The sequence below is a fragment of the Allotamlana fucoidanivorans genome, from assembly GCF_045788535.1.
GTDB classification, from domain to species: domain Bacteria; phylum Bacteroidota; class Bacteroidia; order Flavobacteriales; family Flavobacteriaceae; genus Allotamlana; species Allotamlana fucoidanivorans.
The window spans coordinates 2,218,117-2,237,666 of the sequence record NZ_CP074074.1 but is presented as its reverse complement, the minus strand read 5'-3'; the positions used below and the strand labels follow the sequence as shown (position 1 = coordinate 2,237,666).

At 34.1% G+C, this 19,550-nt stretch carries 9 protein-coding genes; 1 reads left to right on the top strand and 8 read right to left on the bottom strand.

From position 1 onward, the window contains the following. Positions 1–285: 285 nt before the first annotated feature. The 4 genes from KFZ70_RS09835 to KFZ70_RS09820 all read right to left on the bottom strand — a co-directional run bounded on the left by KFZ70_RS09835 (position 286) and on the right by KFZ70_RS09820 (position 10,472). Entirely contained in the window at positions 286–1,734 is a 1,449-nt protein-coding gene (locus tag KFZ70_RS09835) for a sulfatase (RefSeq protein ID WP_139695526.1), read from the bottom strand. A gap of 523 nt (positions 1,735–2,257) precedes the next feature. Then, positions 2,258–3,646 carry a sugar porter family MFS transporter gene (locus tag KFZ70_RS09830; RefSeq protein ID WP_139695528.1) on the bottom strand — a complete coding sequence of 463 codons (1,389 nt, stop codon included), beginning with the start codon at positions 3,644–3,646 and terminating at the stop codon, positions 2,258–2,260. 11 nt (positions 3,647–3,657) lie between these two features. Then, entirely contained in the window at positions 3,658–6,954 is a 3,297-nt protein-coding gene (locus tag KFZ70_RS09825) for a DUF5107 domain-containing protein (RefSeq protein ID WP_139695530.1), read from the bottom strand. Between the two features lie 401 nt (positions 6,955–7,355). Next, positions 7,356–10,472: a T9SS type A sorting domain-containing protein gene (locus tag KFZ70_RS09820; protein ID WP_139695532.1), complete on the bottom strand. Its 3,117-nt coding sequence runs from the start codon at positions 10,470–10,472 to the stop codon at positions 7,356–7,358. 944 nt (positions 10,473–11,416) lie between these two features. Here KFZ70_RS09820 and KFZ70_RS09815 point away from each other — a divergent pair. Beyond that, the gene (locus tag KFZ70_RS09815) at positions 11,417–12,313 is read left to right on the top strand and encodes an AraC family transcriptional regulator (RefSeq protein WP_139695534.1); all 897 of its coding nucleotides are present in this window, start codon (positions 11,417–11,419) and stop codon (positions 12,311–12,313) included. Positions 12,314–12,331: 18 nt separating this feature from the next. Here the strand turns inward: KFZ70_RS09815 and KFZ70_RS09810 are convergent, their stop codons facing one another. From KFZ70_RS09810 to KFZ70_RS09795, 4 genes are all read right to left on the bottom strand, one after another. Further along, positions 12,332–14,353, bottom strand: coding sequence for a DUF2264 domain-containing protein (locus tag KFZ70_RS09810; RefSeq protein ID WP_139695536.1), 2,022 nt, complete (start codon positions 14,351–14,353; stop codon positions 12,332–12,334). A gap of 12 nt (positions 14,354–14,365) precedes the next feature. Further along, entirely contained in the window at positions 14,366–15,460 is a 1,095-nt protein-coding gene (locus KFZ70_RS09805) for a glycoside hydrolase family 105 protein (protein ID WP_139695538.1), read from the bottom strand. Between the two features lie 18 nt (positions 15,461–15,478). Next, positions 15,479–16,951 (bottom strand): alpha-L-fucosidase, encoded by a 1,473-nt coding sequence (locus tag KFZ70_RS09800; protein WP_139695540.1) that lies wholly within the window; start codon positions 16,949–16,951, stop codon positions 15,479–15,481. A gap of 138 nt (positions 16,952–17,089) precedes the next feature. Then, entirely contained in the window at positions 17,090–19,546 is a 2,457-nt protein-coding gene (locus KFZ70_RS09795) for a glycoside hydrolase family 3 N-terminal domain-containing protein (RefSeq protein ID WP_139695543.1), read from the bottom strand. Positions 19,547–19,550 lie beyond the last annotated feature (4 nt).

The window sequence follows — 19,550 nt, the reverse complement described above, 5'->3', positions numbered from 1 at the left end:
AGTAATGAAAAAAAAGGGGGGCGGTTATTTCCTTTATAAATTATTTGACAGAAATGTTGTTATTATCTCCATAAATATCAGACATATTAATACCCTCTGTTTACCGTGTTGCCAATACCTTTAGAATAACCCTCTGTTTTATTAATACTCCTTTTCAGTTGTAACCATATTTAAATTTTTCTTACTGAATTTGAATTCAGATAACTACTAGAAAAACTCTCAACCTAACCGACGGGATATAGCTTAGTAAAACAATATAACCTATTAAACATTGACCAAAAAAACTTAATCTTTTAAATTATCATTTTCAATATTTTGATACTGCTGCATTTCTTTCTTAACAAGTATAGGTGTTCTAAAGCGATCCATTCTGTCGGTATCGTATTTTTCAAATTGCTGTTGAAGCATCCAGAGTGGACGTTCTAAAGTTAATTCCCACGCAAAAAGTTTTTTGAACATGGCTCTTAGCCTTTCGGGTTCTTGTGACGCTAAATCTTTCTGTTCCGTACTATCTTTTGTTAAATCGTAAAGTTCAGCCGGTCTATCAGCAAAACGAATTAATTTCCAATCATTGTGTCTATAAACGGCTCGTGCTTCCTTTTTCCAAAACATATCTTCATGAGGTCTGCCTTCCTTTTCCCCATTAACATAAGGAACCAAATCAACGCCATCAATATCTTCAAGTTCTGACATATTTCCTCCAGCAGCAGCATAAAAAGTAGGCAACCAATCTAAGGTACTTACAGGATAGTTATAAACAGTTCCTGGATCTAACTTTTTAGGCCATTTTATAAGATAAGGCACTCTAATTCCGCCCTCTAAGTGATTAGATTTTGTTCCACTTAAAGGCAAATTTAATGACGCATTTTTATCTGTAGGTCCGCCATTATCATTTGAAAACACAACAATTGTATTCTCGTCTAGACCTAACTCTTCAAGCTTAGCCATTACTCTACCACAAGCTCTATCTAAAGCCAAGGTCATGGCGGCAACTTCCTTTCGTTTACCTTTTAAATTAGGAAACTTGGCCAAATCTTCTTCAGTAGCCTCCATAGGCGTATGAACCGCATTAAAGGCTAAATAAATGAAAAAAGGATTATTTTTATTACGCTCAATAAAAGCAACAGCTTCATCAGCAAAAACATCTGTTGCGTATCCATCTGGCTCTTCATAGTTTTCAAAATTACGCTCCATTTTATTGTCCTTATGAACCTTTTCCAAATTCTCATAACCGAAATAACTTCTGGCTCCTCCCCTAAAACCATAAAACTCATCAAAACCTCTTTTTAAAGGATGAAACCTATCAGCGTCACCTAAGTGCCATTTGCCATAAGCTGCATTGGTATACCCCAAGGTTTTTAAATAATCTGCTATTGTTTTTTGATCTAAAGGCAAGCCCATATCATCCCCTAAGAATTTAGAACTAGGACTCATATAACCAGGAACATTTATCTCTCCATAACCAAATCGCTGTTGGTATTTACCTGTTATCAACCCTGCTCTTGAAGGGCCACAGGTAGCATCGGTAACATAACCTTGAGTAAATTTAATTCCCGAAGCAGCAAGCTTATCTAAATTAGGTGTTTTCATTACAGTGCTACCTTGAAATCCGAAATCACCATAACCTGCATCATCAGCAAATAATACAATGATGTTAGGTTTTTCTTGAGCATTGATAGGGAATTGACAACTACATAAAGTTATCATTATGAAAAAAAACAAAAGCTTTTTCATTATATGTGTTTTAATCATTAAACAAATATGTTACCGTTCTAAATTTTATGGATTTACTACCCATAAACTCTCTCTTTTATTAAAATTAAATAATTCATAATTAGCAAAGGAGACTTCTTCTAAATGAGCCAAATCCTTTTTCTTCATTATAGATATTCATTAATTGTTTTACAAAGTTAGAAGGTATTAACTATTAAGATTAGACAAAATTTATCCTGTAGCGAATCAATTTTATCCAAATTTACTAAAAAGAGAGGCTAAAAATAATAGTATTGAAGTTTCAAAAAAAACACATCCTTGAACCGTAATCTGGTCTTATATTTTACACGATTCTATCAACCTTAATTTGACTTAAAGACCTTAAAAACTAATGTTTAATTTCCTTGTTTATTATTTATATCTTTCCTGTTCTCATATTATTCTTCAACCAAAAACCTCATCGAAACTAGGTCTTACTCTCGTAATTTAAATAATAGTCACAGCAAAAAAAATTTCATATCTATTATTGAAAATACAATATTATTTAGATTTCATTTTCTATTTCTTCTAAAGTCTTCCCTTTTGTTTCTGGTAATTTTTTCAAAATAAACAGAAACCCTAAAACACATATACCACTATATATATAGAAAGTTCCATAAGCACCTAAAGCTTCATTTAAAAGAGGAAATGTAAAAGTTAACATAAAACAAGCTATCCATAAGGCAAATGTTGCTAAGGACATAGCAATTCCTCTTATTTTATTAGGAAAAATCTCAGACAGAACCACCCATGTAATTGGAGCCAAAGACATAGAGTATATACCAATTGCCGTAATCACTAAAATAAGTACTGGTAGTCCTTTAAATTCAAAATAATATGTAGTCCCTAAAACTAAATAAACAATAGCAAGTCCTAAAGACCCCAAAAGCATTAGTTTTCTACGTCCCCAACTATCTACAGTTTTCATAGCAACTAAAGTGAATATTAAGTTTACACTTCCCGTAATTACAATATTAAACAACATATCACCAACACTATAACCGGCCGCCGTAAAAATTTCTTGTGCATAATTAAAAATAATATTAATACCACACCATTGTTGAAAAACAGCAAGTACCAGACCTATAATTAGTATTCGCTTAACCTTAGAACTTTTAAAATCAGATAACGAAGGCTTTTCAGCACCTGAGTTTTGAAATGTGGATTTGATACTATTTAGTTCTTCAAAAGCATAATTATTACCGCCAATCTTTTTTAAAACCGCTAGTGCCTTTTCTTCCTTATTAAACTTAATTAAAAACCTCGGGCTCATAGGTATTAAAAACATCAAAACAAAAAATAAAATGGCAGGAACCAATTCGGCTAAAAACATAATCCTCCAACCGGTTTGTCCATTCCATGAGTGCAGCAATTCTTCAGGTAAAACAGATTCAGGAATGGGCTCTGCTATTAACCAGTTTACAATTTGAGCCGCCAAAATACCAATAACAATAGAAAGCTGATTTATAGATACAAATCTTCCTCTAAATTTAGCTGGAGCAACCTCGGCAATATACATGGGAGATATAGTTGAAGCCAACCCAATACCAATACCACCTATAACTCTATAGATAATAAAAAAACTAAAGTTATCCGCTAAACCCGTCCCTAAGGCTGAAATGGTAAATAGAACCGATGCTATAATGAGTGATTTTTTTCTACCCAGTAAATCAGAAATAAAACCAGAAAGAACAGCACCTAAAACACAGCCTAATAAGGCACTACTCATTGCCCAGCCCTGCATCGAAGAATTGTTTGCTATTTGAAAAAACTGTTCATAAAAAGGCTTAGCCCCTCCAATAACAACCCAATCATACCCAAATAGAAGCCCTCCTAAGGCTGACACTAAAGATATAGCCGTTATGTATTTATAATTGAATGCTGTGTTAGCCATAAATTAAATTTTTAGTCTTGATTTTCTAGAATTTCGTTTTTCGCAACACCAAGATGGTGCTCTTCTAATTGCTTAACAGCACTAAAATATTTGGTCGCACTATCAAAATCTTGTTTCCCTTTGCTCCCCAATGCCATCATGTAATTACAATGCACCTTATTCTTTTTATTCAAGTCCTCTTCCCAAACCATTAAATCTGGTAAAGACACCGCAAAATAATCGACTCTTATGTCATCATTTAGATGTGTTTTTCCGAAGTTAATTAATTTATCAAATCTAGAATGAGCTGCCTCAGGATTATTCAATTTTAATAATGCCAACCCTTGGTAATAGATTGTATCTGGTTGTTGATCGTTATAAAACCAAGCAATTGCAGGATCACTTAAACCTTCAGAAGCCAAAGTCCAATAGAAATTTGATTGTTCAGTCTCACCTAATTTTTCGTAGGCACAGCCTAAATAATAATCAATTTCATTTTCTTGAGCTCCTGTTAGTTTGCCTTCTCCAAGATTATGTGGAAACACTTTAGATTCTTGCAAATATTTAATTGAAGTTTTGTAATCCTCTTTATTATAGGCCTCCTGCGCAAGTCCTAGTAAACTATTAACATAAGCTGTAGTAACTTTGCCTTCGCCTCCTTCCCATGGATGAAAAATTCTATTTTTTAACAAATTATAGGCTTTTAGATAATCTTTTGTCAAAATATGTAGATATACATATTCAATGTATAAATCGTCTCTTTGGTAAACTAATTCACTATGGGCTTGATACATGTCTATTCTAAAATCTGTAGCTTTGCCAAGCAATTTATACAATTGATCTAATTCCATAAAAACTCTAGCATCAGATTGGTCTAAATTAAATGCTCTTTCCATAAATTCAAATGCTCTATTTGCATCCTTTAACTTATTGTAATAAGCTAAAGCCAAATTTCTTTGAACCGTTGGAAAACCAGCAAAATTTGTAACTGATAACTCCCAAGAAGTTATGGCCTCATCATACTGCCTAAAATTGTACCACAGGTTACCCAAATAATAAGGTGCTTTGGATACTTTTGGATTTAATTTAATTACATTATTTAACGCCAGAACTGCTTCTAATCTATTGGGAAAGCAATAGCTAGGATCACACTTTTCAGCCGCTTCAATGGTTTTTACTGCCTCTTCAATATTACCAGACAGATTTAGAAACCATGATTTGTAATATAACGCCATTGGATATATTACGTCTTGTTGACCGATACCGAGATCAAGTAACTCGATGGCCTCGCTGTAAAGGCCAGCATCAGCATAGTCTAATGCAATTTCAATATAATTATGAATATCAATGCGCATTAAACTTTTTAATGGATCAATTGCTTCTACATTTCCTAAAAGGTACGATTCAAAATACATCCCGAAATTAAACTTATCTAATGTTATGGAATCGTTTATTAAAGCTAATGCTTCACTTGTTCTACTCAGGTTTCTAAGTATGGCGACTTTTAAATGTCTAGCTTTATGATTATGCCAATTCCGCACTAAGGATCTATCAACAGTATCTAATGCTGAAGTATAATCTCCTTTTTTCGTATCGAGTAAGGCTATTTGAAAATACCCCGAATCCATATAGGCCGAATTCCAAACAGATTTGTAAAATGCATCATAAGCTTCTTCTAGCTTTCCTTGGTACTTTAATGACAATCCTAAATTAAATAGAGGTTCTCCATCATAAGGGTTAGGGTTTCTTAAAATCTGTCGTTCATATGCTTTTTGAAAATAGCTTTTAGAAGCTTCAAATTGACCATTTCTTAATAACCACAATCCCAGAGCATTATTACATCTAATATCTTCTGGGTCTCTGCGTAATGCTTCTTTATAATAAGGTATTGGACTATATGTTGCATGCCTATACTGCTCTAAATGCAAACCGTTTAAATATAGCTCCTCATTAGTCTCAATCGCTTTTGGATCTTTAGCTGGTTTTGCCGCCTCAGGAATTTCAGCCTCATTTTGGGTTTCAACCTTCCAATCAATTAAGGTAATCCCAGATTCTGAGCGGACAGATATTTGATAACCGTTTTTATCTAAATTCTTATCAAATCTAATCTCATTACTATATACGCTTGCTGGTTTTAAATTGGTAACCTCTTCAAATAAAACCTTTCCTTTGTAAGTAATTTTAACAGTCGCATTCTTAAAAACACCTGTACTATATACTTTAAATGCCATCAATTCCCCTAAAAATTCCAAGTTAACCATAGCATCTTTGGAGGCATTTTTTATGACACCTAAATCTTGGTAAGGCATAAAATACTGAGTAAATGTTTTTTCCTCATACGGCATTAGCCAAGAAAAATCAGGTTGATTGTCTGTATAGACACCGCACATCAATTCAATATACGGACCATTCTCATCTGTGAGGTTTCTATCCCAGGCTTTACCAAAATCGCCACTACCCCATGTCCATTGTTTTTTCCCAGGGGACACATGATGATTTGCTACATGAAGCAAGCCGCCTCTTGAATCGTGTTCATAACCACCAACAAAGTTGTAATTAGATTTTATGGCCATGTATGACGTTGGAACGGGAATGTTTTTGTAGCGCGAAATATCAGTACCTGGAGAATAATCAAACTTATAGTACTCACCTTTAGCAATTGGAAACTCTGACACGTCTCTTTTTCCATGATCGAAAACGGCATTTACATCAGGGGGAAACACAGATTGATAGTCATCATTTACCGCAACAGCCGGATTTGCCCACCATAAAAAACTTTGTGGCTGGGAAGTTCTATTGTACAATTTTGCGTTAATTTCCAAATAAGCTTTGTTTGGATATAATCTAAAACCTGCCATACCCTTTGTTCTAGACATACGTTCTATTTCACTACACCAAACGGTCTTACTACCATCTTCGTGTTCCTCGATAGAAAAATCTACTGGACTATAAGTACTAGGTCTATGGTGTTGTGGCCAATTAAACTCAATACCTCCTGAAATCCACGGTCCTGTTAAACCAACCAAAGCGGGTTTTATAACCTCATTATGATAGACAAAATGCCTGTTTTTTATTTTATCAAAAGCCATTTGAACTCTTCCTCCAAGCTCTGGCAATATCATAATCTTTATGTAGTCGTTTTCTAGATAACAAGCAATCCATTCTTTATCTATTTTTTCATCGCTTATTTTTTCCACAACAGGATAAGGATATACCTTACCACTACTTCCTTGATAAATTCTTTTTTCTAAAAAAATTGGATTCTTTTCAGGCGAACCAACTTCATATGTTGGTATTACTACTTTTTCAGACCAAACTTTTACTTCCATTTTTATTACTAATAAATGATTATTTTACTTAGATATCTTTATTTCAAACTAAACTACCATGCAAGAAATAAAACTAAACCTCTAAAGACATTACACCTTGATTAAGACTCACCATCTGCAACTCAAAATTAAAATGAAATAGAATTGTTGTAAAATTACATACATTTACAACTTCAAAAAATAGATGATATTATGGATTTAATGGATTATATTCTTATTTCTCCATGAATATAGTTTTATAAAAACAAATAGATTGAACAGAACACACTCAAACCAAACGCTAATAATAGTCAATAGCCAGCCAAGAAACCTTGTATAAATTCTGCTAAGACCAAAAAAGCTTTTCTTTACTAACTTAAAAGAACGCTCCATAACAAAGAAACACATCTAACGGTGTCACGTTATTGCTTAATAAATCTTTTTATTGTTGTTTGATTCTCCAATTTTAACTTGATATAATAAATACCACGAGAAAAATTACTCACATCAATACTCCTATCATAATCCATACTTTTTCGGGATAATATTATTCTTCCCAAATTATCAATAATATCAATATCAACTTTATCATTTCTGAACACCCCTTCTAAATTGATATATAGTGATGTCTCTGCTGGATTGGGATAAATCTGAACTAGATTTAAGTCTCCTTGATTTTCAGGTATCATTAGTGCATCGCCATTTCTTGTAGCTTTTATTCTTGTCACTACCCAATTCGGATCAGTGCCTCCTTCATCTGAAAACTCAAGTGTTAATTTTCCATCTATAACATCCACATCAAAAACTTCATTCAAAAACTGTTTAGCATCTCTATTTATACCCGTTTTCTGAACAACACCTTCGGCCTTTATTTGCATATTATCACGTGCAATCTCCTTGTCGCCCAAGGTGATTACAACCTTCCAATTACCATCTACCACCCTTGCTTCAAACACTTTCGCATCGGCAGAAGTCACAAAGTCTCTATTTAATGCGTTAACACCAGGCTCTGCACCTCTGTCTAAAGACTCCAGTCCGGTTGAATCTACCCATCCAAAATTAATTCCAGTGGTAATATCTGAAACTCTTGTATAGTCAGTAAACACAACAGATGACGGTGTACCTAAATCAAATAAATATTCAATAGCTTCAGAAATTTCAGGTAATATATTAGCACATGGAATCGTTGCATAAACCATTACTCCGGTATTATAATATAATCGATCATTAATGGTATTATAATTATAACTAGCACTAGGGTTATGAGCATCTTGACCATCAAAACGCAACTTAATATTACGCCTATAAATATTCTTATTAGGCACAGCACATCGATAATCATCTAGATAAAGTCCTATATTTTGAAACGGAATACTAGGAGCATAAGCTGGTCGTGGCTCCTTAAACTTAAAACTTAAACTGTTCGGGTCCTCAAAAAGACTTAATGTAATGGATTGGCTTCCTGAAACACTAGCCGCATCGCCTTTTTGAATATCAACATTTTTGCTACCAAAAAACATGTTTCCTGTGTAATAACACCTGTAGTCACTAAACTTCTTATTAGTAATATAAGCATTCATAACATTTTGGAATCGAGGGTATAAATTAAACCAATCGGGATCTATTTTCGTATTCCAATTATCGACGGTTAGGTTAGTTTGCCAATTTGACAAGCCTATGTCCTTCAACATACGTCCTATATAATTACTCTTATCATTTGACACCGGATTAGTTGTTAAATAATCCATAGCTGTGTTATAGGTTGAGATTGAAGTTCCACTTCTTATGCCTGTATAAGACTCCAAAACAACATTTCTAAGTACATCATGACCAGCTCCTTTATTTGTTTTAATAGTTTCCCATCCTGCTTTGTAAAATACATTTTCTTCTATTGTTTCTCCGCCATCCACGTCATCAGAAAAAAACGCAGCTCTACCCAATAAAGAAGGCACACTCATAAGATGATGCACAAAATTATGCTTTAAAGTATTTCCATAAGTCCAAACAGCATTACCTGTATAAATAGCCCCACCATCCCCTTCTTCAATACCTACATTGAAAATTTCATTTCTTTCAAAAGTATGATTGAAACCGCTATGGGTTATGGGCTGCCCATTCATATTATGCACTAAATTATTTATAAACTTATTACCCTTACCGTTTACACCACATGCTTTACCGTAAAAGTCCTTTGAAAAAACTTGAGTAAAGTGACAATTTTCAATACTATTATTTCCTGGGGGACTAGATTTAGTTGGCTTATTGCCACCACCATACAACCTTGTTGCATTTGGAATATCATAAAAATCACAGCTTAAAACCTTACTATTAGAGACATCATGCCAAAAATTTAAGGCAGTGATTGGTTCAGCAATAAACCTAAAACGTACTCCAGCCACTCTAATATTATCACTTGCACCCTCCACGTTTATTGCACCATCACCATTATTACCACTTCCTACATTTTGAATGGTTATTTTCTCTATTGTAATGTCGTTGGCATTATTAATTTGAAAAAGTTGAGGTCCTGCCCAAACGCCTATCTTAGTAGATGCATCTAAAATTTCATCAAACCAAACATATAACCTGTTATCATCAGTATCAAAATACCATTCCCCAGGCTCATCTAATTCACATAGCATATTATAAATAAAAACACGCCTTATCTTACTATTGGCACCTCCACTAGCAAGCCCATACCTAGAACCATCTACTAATTTAATCTCCCCACTACCAGATGCTACCGAAAAAACCCTGTTAGTTTCTTTTAACCAAACAGCTGTAAAATACCCTCGAACTCCTACTCTTTCTGTTCTCGCAGCTTCTGCACTCCATTTAGAAAAGTCTGGTGACGTTTCTAACAATCTAAACGCTCCCCCTTTGGGATTGGAATAATCTCCCAAATGTGTTTTCGAAGCATTCCATGTTACCTCACCGCTTGTATTGATTGTATTATTATTAAAGGTAGCATATCCAAGATTTGGAAACCTAGCTAAGGTTTTCATTTTATCATTTATTGAAATTTGAGCAGTTGATTTTGTTAATAATGCTATAATCTGGTTATCAGTAACTACAGTAGACTTTATACGTCCTGGACTCGCTGCGCTAGCATGCAGTTTACCAAGTAAAACTGGATCTACAACATCGGTAAACCCCTCTGGGTCTATAAACTTGCTTCCATCAAAAATCACCAATTCATCATTATAGCCGCTAATTTTTAGACCACTATCTTGACTATCAAGGTTACAAGTGGCATCATAGTTATATCTTCCTCCTCGAATCCATATTCTTTTAGCACCTGTAATCCTGGCTCTATCTCGCGCGCCAATTATTGTGGCTAGAGGACTATCTACGCTCCCTGTATTACTATCACTACCTGCTTCAGAAACAAAAATTTCTGTTACTTGAGCACTAGCATAACTTGATAATATAAAATATAAAATTAAAATTGTATATGAGTATTTCTTTTTACGCATTAGTATTTTTAGTTTAGTTATGGCTTCTTGATGCACAGAGCCAGACATTATTAATTTAATCATTTTGTAATGACATCATCATATTACCTTAGCCTATACATTTAATTAGATTCACTAAAACTCTACCAACAAAACCTGAGCATGGTTATATTAACTCACCCTATTGATAAAGCATGACCAAAGCTATCCTTTCAAAGTTAAATACAAATCACACTTTTCAAGTAGACATATTTCTCTATGTAGATAGTCAATTTGTTCCTCAAACAAACTTTTTATCCTTCCCCCTTGTAAAAAAGTAGATCTCAGTGATATTCAGAATATGGGTTTACCCATTTGTATTGTATTCATATTTTGTTTCTTTCTAATCTTATTTTTTTATTAACCCTAGATTGGTCAAGCATAGTTTAACAAAAAGATTTATACAATAAGATATTACGTATGCTTTACACAATTAAAGCTTCCCTGTTATGATATGCCCTCTCCCTAGGTTACTATGCAAATACGCTCCATTTTAAAATAGCATAAAATTTTTCTTTAAATCACAAATGCATATTATATATTTACGAAGCTCTATAATTAGCGGTTAATGCATAAAGCAAGATTTTATTTCTCTAAACCATAAAAAATTTTTTAATTTTTAAAGAAATACTTTTTTATACTCGATATATGGGTTTTAAAACTATCTTTAAAAAGACAGAGACCTTTAAGTTCATTTAATTTCACTAACATCTATAATATATTGGTCAGTTGAGGTTGATTTTCTTTTTCCGAAAACCTATTTATTGACCTCTTTGTTGCCTTATACCAAGTAACATAAATACAATGCTTTCAATAAAAGTCCTCCAAGACATATTAGATTTAATGCAACTGCATTTGTATATAATTAAAAACAATAAATAACTTACAGCATTATTTTGAACACATTTAGAATTTATAATCAAATAGATTTACTAAATTATAGCTTAGATGATTTTTAATAATTTAATGCATTATATTCTTATGTTACTATGAGTCGACATTACAAAAAGGACACATTTAAGGGGCAAAAGATGCTAGTCTTACATAAAAAAGCAATAAAAAAAATTAAAAAAAACGCTATTGCTAAGCATTTATATGTTACAGACATTGGCTATTTTCCTAAAGCGCAATTTCATTATCGCGAACGAAAGGAAGGTTGTTTAGAATATATTCTTATATTTTGCATTGATGGATCTGGTTGGATTGAAATTAAAGGTAAAAAGTACCATTTAAAGAATAATCAATACTTTATTATTCCAAAGTTAGAACCACATAAATATGGAGCCAATGACTTGAATCCGTGGTCTATTTACTGGTTACATTTTAATGGTAATCATGCAGATCACTTTGTTAATCCAAATAATTACCCAAGAGAGCTATATACTCTCGAGAACTCTAAAATGAGTGATAGGGTTAAATTATTTGAAGACATTTTCTACACACTAGAAGAAGGACATTTTACAAACAATATTGAATATAGCAACGTATTACTTACCGCTCTCTTGGGGTCATTAAAGTATTTTTCTCTTTTTAGAAAATCTAAACTAGTTAAAGGCAAAGATCCTATATCTAAAGCCATAAAATATATGAGAGATAACCTGAACAAGAAACTTGACGTAGAAACTATTGCTTCATATTCCGAGTTATCTGTTTCTCATTTTTGTTTGCTGTTTAAAAAAAGAACGCTACATACACCCATAGAACATTTTATCTTTCTTAAAATGCAACGAGCTTGTTATTTACTTGACTACAGTTCATTAAAGGTTTATGAAATTGCTGCGTCTGTTGGCTATGAAGACACATATTATTTTACGCGGGTATTCAAAAAAGTTATGGGCGTTTCTCCTACTTCTTTCCGAAAGAAAGGTGTAACTGAAAATCACTAAAAATTGAGGCTATTGATTCTAATGAGCTTCTAAGAATAAAGTTTCAATAACATTTTCATCGTTGAGGGTAATAGAAATTTTAGAATTATTGACACTTAAATCTCTAATGATTTTAGTAGCTTTTTTTTGTGAAAAATGTTTAGCAGACCCTTTAACCATAAGTCCATAAACATCATTATCTTTAACAGGTTTACTTACGGTCACGTAAGGTAATGCTCCATACGGAAATAAGGTATGTGATTTTTGTTTTCCTTCATACCCAAAGTCCGAGACCTTAATTTGATCATATCCCTTAATGCTTTTAATGAAGCTCATACCATTTTTATTTGAAATACAGGCATAATCATTTTTTGATTGCGTATTGATACGATCAAACTCTGTTCTCCCTAAAGCGTACCCACCTTCATCAATATAAATATTTTCATTATTTGAACCAGAAAGCACTTTATGAAACCTTAAATGTATTTCACTTTTAACTATAATAATGGTACTTATAATGACCGTTGCATTCTCAATTGTATATTTATAAACACCTCTTAAAATTGGCACCCCATTAACCTTAAAGACGTCTGATGTAATGTGGATTGGAAGATAAATTTCTGAACCAGTTTCATTACCATTTTTTAGGTAAAGCATATTATCACAACTCCTACCTGTACAATACCCTAAATGACTATGATACGCAAATCTTCTATACTTACTTGCGTAGTTTAATTCAAGATCTTCACTTAATTTCTGTATATTTTTTTTATGAGGTCCTGTTCTATATAAAATGGTATGCCCTGTTTTCTTTTTACCATGAACCACCCAATTTGGCACTTGTTCTATAATATCATAACTATTAATTTCTATGGGCAATGGAGATTCTTTAACCGCAAATAAAGGGTCATCATCTTCTAATAAAAACAAGGCACCAATTGACATTGTACACCAATAGACAGAGCCAGGGGCGCTATAAAATTCTCTAGAGGCGTGACTTGCATTTCCAGATATTTTTTGTTCAACTTTTCCTGTTTCCGGATTAACCCCACCATTACCTAAATAATAATTAAAATGAAGCCTAATTAAACGTCTGAGTTGCCCCGTAGGTATTGAAACCAATCCTAGTTTATAACCCAATATAAAAGATACTAAACGGGCAAACTTATACAATTGACTTCTACCATAATGAGGATAACTGCCATCTGCACCATAGAAATAAACCTGCTTGGTCAAAAATGTTTTTGTTCGCTTTTTCCATTCCGCAAACTCGGGTCTACTGTTCTCTCCTTCCATGAGCATAATATACATCAGGTGCGAATGAAACACCCAATTATTATAATCATCAAAAACGTTTTCGTTGTTTTGGTCTGAATACCAGCCTTCGCTTCTATACAAGGTTTCATTAAAAACCAATCTTTCTTCAAGCAATGACGCATCATAAGACATATCCATTGCCTTTAACGCTGTTAATCTTACAGCATCAAAAAGTGCCCAATTGTTGTACCGCTTTTTATAATTAACCCCGTTAAGCCACGATTCAATTTGTTTCTTCTGTTGCAAACTTAATTTAGAATTAAATCTATCTTTGGCCAACCACAAGGCCCAACCAACATTAGGAGCATCAACGGGGTAAATCCATGCTGATTTATCCTCAAGGTTCCAACCTTGTTTTAACCCCGGATCTGTACCATTAATTACGGCTTCTAAAAAGAGGTCTTGAATATCGATCTCAACACCGTTATATCGAACTTTAGATTTTCTTTCAGGATTTGACAACCAACCCCCAAAAGCAAACATCATTCTTAATGGTCCTTCTGGATCTTCTTGCCCTCCCCAGTTTTTTTGAGGACCTTCACCAGTAAACCAAGCTTTAGATGACGATAAATTTCTCTGATAATATTGCAATAGTAAAAACCAAAACTCTGAAATTGATTGGGAAGTTAATTCTTTAAACCTAAAATTTCCATTCTGAATTTGTGCAAACAAACTTTCATAAGGCACTAGCCCTGTAGCTCCTATGGCCAATAGCGAATTTTTAACAAAATGTCTTCTTTTCATGAAATCTATTATCTATTTAGCAACCATTTTGTAGATTTCACTACCAGCTAGAAGAAAAGCTCCTGCACCATACTCTTCACTATCATCATAGGAAACCGAATCTGGTCCGTAGCCAACACGCTGTACATAACCCACTTTACCTGTAGGGTGCACACATTTAACTAATACATCCCAAGCTTTTAAGGCAGTCAACTTATACGCCTTTTCATCTAAGTATCCCTTATTAATACCCCAAGCTATAGCATAACAAAAAAAAGCGGTTCCACTAGATTCAATACCTTCAAAATCCTTTTGATCTAACATACTTGCTGTCCAGTAGCCTTTCTTATGCTGACTATTCTTTACCGCAGCACACATCTTTTTAAACGTTTCTTCGTAAAAATCTCTATTTTTATAATCTTTGGGCATTGCTTCCATCACTTTAACCAAACCACCTAAAACCCAACCGTTACCACGAGACCAAAACACCTTTTTCCTATTTTTTGATTCTTTTTCAAAAAAACGGTCATCTCTATAATATAAATTCTCTGTAGTGTCAAATAAATAATTATGAGTTATCTCCCATAATTCGTCCATTTTATCTAAGTATTTGGTTTCTCCTGTTACCTCAGCATATTTCGCGAAAGTTGGTGGCGCCATAAACAAGGCATCACACCAACTCCACCAACTCCACCAGTATTTATTATTCATAAAAGTAACATCGGGTTGTTTAGGATGCCTGTCAAAATGTGCATTTAAGCAAAACTCAATATCGTGAAGTATAGCCTTGTCACCTGATATTTCATACATATCGAGATACATGTGCCCAATAGCTAGAACATTGGCATCCCAGGGGCGAGGTCTAATACCCCATTTGTAAGTTTCCCCAACCTCAAACATCGCTTTAAGATATTTAGGATCTTTATTTACTTTATAAAAGCTTGATAGCCCTGAATAAAATGCACCGTAATCCCAAACCCAAAGGGCTTTATCGGTAGGATTTTCTAGCTGCCAATCAGCGACTTTCTCCATAACCGACATAACGTTTTTGGCATCTGGCTGCTCATCTTTGTTCTGGCCAATAAGAAAGGCCAAAAAAGATAGTATTACAAAGATTTTGCTATACATGAATTCTACTATTTAAACTTATTTTGCTAACCCAGACATTTTAAACGTCCATGCGTAATTACATGGAACCTCAGAAGCTGTTAGCGCAGGCACCTCAATAACAATATTTTTTCCTCTTTGCTTCCAGCTTAATTTTTTATCATAACCCAATAATTCTACCTTAGCTCCAGATTTTAGTCTCACATCCTTTACTACCAATTGTCCTTTAGGGTACACTGGACAGATGCCGTAAAGTGCATCATCCTTTTTTGTAAAGAAAATTTCTTTTGTTGCAAAACCTTTGTCAGGATTAACAGTTAATTTCATGACGTCATATTTTACTTTATAACGTCCACGTTTAGCATCTTGAACTTTACCTTTGGTCCACTGGCACGTATTTTCCCAAAGTGTAGTTCCATAGATTGCCTCTCCGTTTACAGCCAACCAATCACCCATTTCTAATAAACGCTCTTGCATGATAACAGGTATTCTTCCATCGGCTGTTGGTCCAATATCTAAAAGAAAATTCCCGCCTCTACTCACAATATCAACCAACATATAAAGGAGTTGCTGTGTTGAATTATAGTCCTCAAAGTTTTCCGTTTTACTAAACCCAAATGAGTGTGCCATACCGCGATTTTCTTCCCAAGGCACATCAGCGTTAGGTAACCCAGAACCATATTCAGTTGTGTAATACCCACCATGCTTATGTCTAGTTTCTTTTCCCCAACGGTCGTTTATTACGACATCATTTTTACTAGCTGAATCATTATATAACCATGACAATAATTCTGTTGCCTTCCAGGTAGTATAAGGATAATCCCATTCTCCGTCAGTAAAAATAAGTGATGGTGCATATTTTTCAACCACGTCCTTGAACTGTGGAATCATATGATTATCTACAAACAAGTTTACATCATTTGTATAAAGGGGATTAAACCATTCATATAAGGAATAGTAAATTCCCATCTTAACATTTGTTTTTCTCACTGCTGTAGTCAATTCTCCTAACAAATCCCTACCTGGCCCCGAATTAGTTGAACTCCATGGCCTTCCCCACGATTTGTCTGCCTCTTTACTTGGCCATAAGGTATAACCATCGTGATGCTTAGAGGTTAAAACCACATATTTTGCTCCTGACTTTTCAAAAATATCTGCCCATTGTTCAGGATCATACATATCTGCTGTAAACAACGGCACAAAATCGGGATAAGTGAAGTTTTCTCCATACACACGATTATGAAATTCATTAGTCTCGTTATATCCATTACTAACCCTATCTGGATTGACTAAATTCATCCAATACCATTCTGAATATGCACCAACTTTTGAAAAGGCTGGTACCGAATATGGCCCCCAATGGATAAATATTCCAAATTTAGCATCGGTATACCAAGAAGGTATTGGCCGGCTATCAATAGATTTCCAAGTAGGCTCATACTTTTGCTCTTGCGAGAAACTTTTAGAACCAAAACTTACAATTATTGCAAATATTAATATTACTTTTTTCATTTTTTTTAATCATTTAAATATTTACTTCGCTATATCAATTTTATTATCAACATATAAAAGGAATTATGCTTAAGTATTAACATGACTGTTTGCCTTAGGGTTTTATATAGATGAAAAAACTTAAGCGTTTACCCTTATTTATCTTTCTGAACAACCTTTAATTTCAATGCTTTCTCTTAAGCGAATATCTTCAGACGACGCGCCAACCATTATTTCGAATATACCTGGCTCAAGTACAAAATCCATATTTTTATTGTAAAGTGATAAATCATCTTGATTTATTACAAAGTTTACAGTTTTTGTTTCACTAGGCCCTAATGAAACTCGCTCAAAACCACGTAACTGTTTCTCATATACGGTAACACTTGATGTTTCATCTGAAAAGTATAATTGCACAATTTCATCTCCCTTAACTTTACCTGAATTTGTAATATCTACTGAAACAAAAATCTCTCCTTTTCTGTCTTTAATATGAGACTTCACCTTTAAGTTTGAATACTTAAATGTTGTATAACTAAGTCCATAACCAAATGGATACAAAAACCCACCGACACGTGTTTTTCCAGACCCATTAGGCCCATTAGCTGGTTGATCTGCCTGTGCTCCTGGTTTTGACGGAAAATTCATAGGAATTTGACCAACTGTTTTAGGGAACGATATTGGCAATTTCCCTCCAGGATTATAATTACCTACTAATACATCTGCAATTGCCGATCCTCCAAATTTTCCTTGAAACCAACCTTCTACAACCGCAGGAACATACTTATTAATCCAATTTATTGTTAAGGGCCTTCCATTTATTAAAACAATGACCACCGGCGTACCTGTACTATAAATTGCTTCAACTAACCGCTGTTGATTACCTGGTAATTCTAAGGATGTTCTAGATCTAGATTCTCCCACAGTTTCCTCATCATCACCAACCACAACAATGGCAAGGCCAACCGTTTTAGCCATTTCAACAGCTTTATCTATTTCTTCTTGATCTGAATCACTTGGCTCTGTTTTTAAAATTTCACTATCTGGCCAATTTGCATCAAAAAAATCACATCCTTTGGTATATTTAACCTCAACATGCTTTGGGAATTTTTGTTTGATACCTTCATAAACAGAAACCACTTCGATATTTGATGGCCCGTATCTGCTAACAGAATGATTTATTGCCTTAGCATTTGGCCCCGTAACTAATACTGACTTGTATTTATTAAAATCCAGAGGCAACATATTCTCTGAATTTTTTAATAAAACAATAGATTCTAAAGACGATTGATAGGCTATCTTTTGAAACTCATCATTAGATACAACCTTATCCGCTTTATCAAATTCATCCCCATAAGGTTTATCAAAAAGACCTTGCCAAAATTTCACTCTTAAAATATCACGAACACGATCATCAACAGTTTGCATGGAAAGTTTACCTTCTTTTACCAATTCCCTAATAGGTAAAATATAATCTTCTGGCATGGTAAAGTCTGTTCTTATATTTAATCCTGCGTTTACAGCTTGCAGAACAGCCTCTTTTCTATTCTTGGCAGTGTGGTGTTTATCCGCAATAAACTCAACTGCCCTACTATCAGACACCACATATCCTTTAAACCCCCAAGCATCTCTAAGAATATCTTGTAAAAAATAACTTGAAGAGGTCACTGGAACACCATTATAATCATTATAGGAACTCATAACACCCAAAGCTCCAGCATCTTTTATGGCTCGTTTAAATGGGTGAAGATATAACGCAAATAACTCTCGCTCCGTAATATGAGCATCTGTTCTAGCATGACCATCACGACCACCTTTTGGTGCACTATAAATTGCAAAATGCTTTGGGGTTGCTACTACCCCTTCTTTTTGAATGGCCTTAACCATATTATAACCCAATTCTCCAACTAGATAAGGGTCTTCACCATAACACTCTACTGTTCTACCCCACCGGGGGTCTCTTGCTATATCTAAAATAGGAGAATATACGTTGTTATATCCTAACAATTTTGCCTCCTGGCCTGTTATTCTACCTATCTGACTGACTAAATCCTTATTCCATGTTGACCCAACACCAATTTGTGATGGGAAGCTTGTTGACTTCTCATGACACAAGCCTCTAATGCCTTCGTTTGTGAAATCTACAGGAATTCCAAGTCGAGTTTTTTCAACAAAAAAACGCTGAATTTCATTTACAGCTTTTAAATGATTAGATGGTGGCCACGCTTTATCTGTGACAGATCTAGGATGATAGGCCAAATTATTTAACTGTTCATCTATATTACCAATGCCATCTTTCCATATTTCTTTTTCCCAAAGAGGGGTTGGTAACTCATCTTTCAACACTCTACCAAAACCATATAGTGTTGCCATCTGACAACTTTTTTCTTCCAATGTCATTTGAGACAACAAATCTTCAATTCGCTTGTCGACATGCTGTGAAGCATCTTCATATATATCCTTTTTTCCATTTTTATTAAAATCTACCCACGTTTGGTGATATATACTGCTAGTGCTTGATGTAGCCGAAGTAATCCTTCTAGAACTTTTTTGAGCTTCAACAGAATTAGAACAACACAATCCTATTAAAATAAAATAAAATAAACGTAACCTCATATTA

Excerpts from the sequence above, each read along its gene's own strand:
- KFZ70_RS09835 (WP_139695526.1), bottom strand. The coding sequence starts at position 1,734 with ATGAAAAAGCTTTTGTTTTTTTTCATAATGATAACTTTATGTAGTTGT.
- KFZ70_RS09830 (WP_139695528.1), bottom strand. The coding sequence starts at position 3,646 with ATGGCTAACACAGCATTCAATTATAAATACATAACGGCTATATCTTTA.
- KFZ70_RS09825 (WP_139695530.1), bottom strand. The coding sequence starts at position 6,954 with ATGGAAGTAAAAGTTTGGTCTGAAAAAGTAGTAATACCAACATATGAA.
- KFZ70_RS09820 (WP_139695532.1), bottom strand. The coding sequence starts at position 10,472 with ATGATTAAATTAATAATGTCTGGCTCTGTGCATCAAGAAGCCATAACT.
- KFZ70_RS09815 (WP_139695534.1), top strand. The coding sequence starts at position 11,417 with ATGAGTCGACATTACAAAAAGGACACATTTAAGGGGCAAAAGATGCTA.
- KFZ70_RS09810 (WP_139695536.1), bottom strand. The coding sequence starts at position 14,353 with ATGAAAAGAAGACATTTTGTTAAAAATTCGCTATTGGCCATAGGAGCT.
- KFZ70_RS09805 (WP_139695538.1), bottom strand. The coding sequence starts at position 15,460 with ATGTATAGCAAAATCTTTGTAATACTATCTTTTTTGGCCTTTCTTATT.
- KFZ70_RS09800 (WP_139695540.1), bottom strand. The coding sequence starts at position 16,951 with ATGAAAAAAGTAATATTAATATTTGCAATAATTGTAAGTTTTGGTTCT.
- KFZ70_RS09795 (WP_139695543.1), bottom strand. The coding sequence starts at position 19,546 with ATGAGGTTACGTTTATTTTATTTTATTTTAATAGGATTGTGTTGTTCT.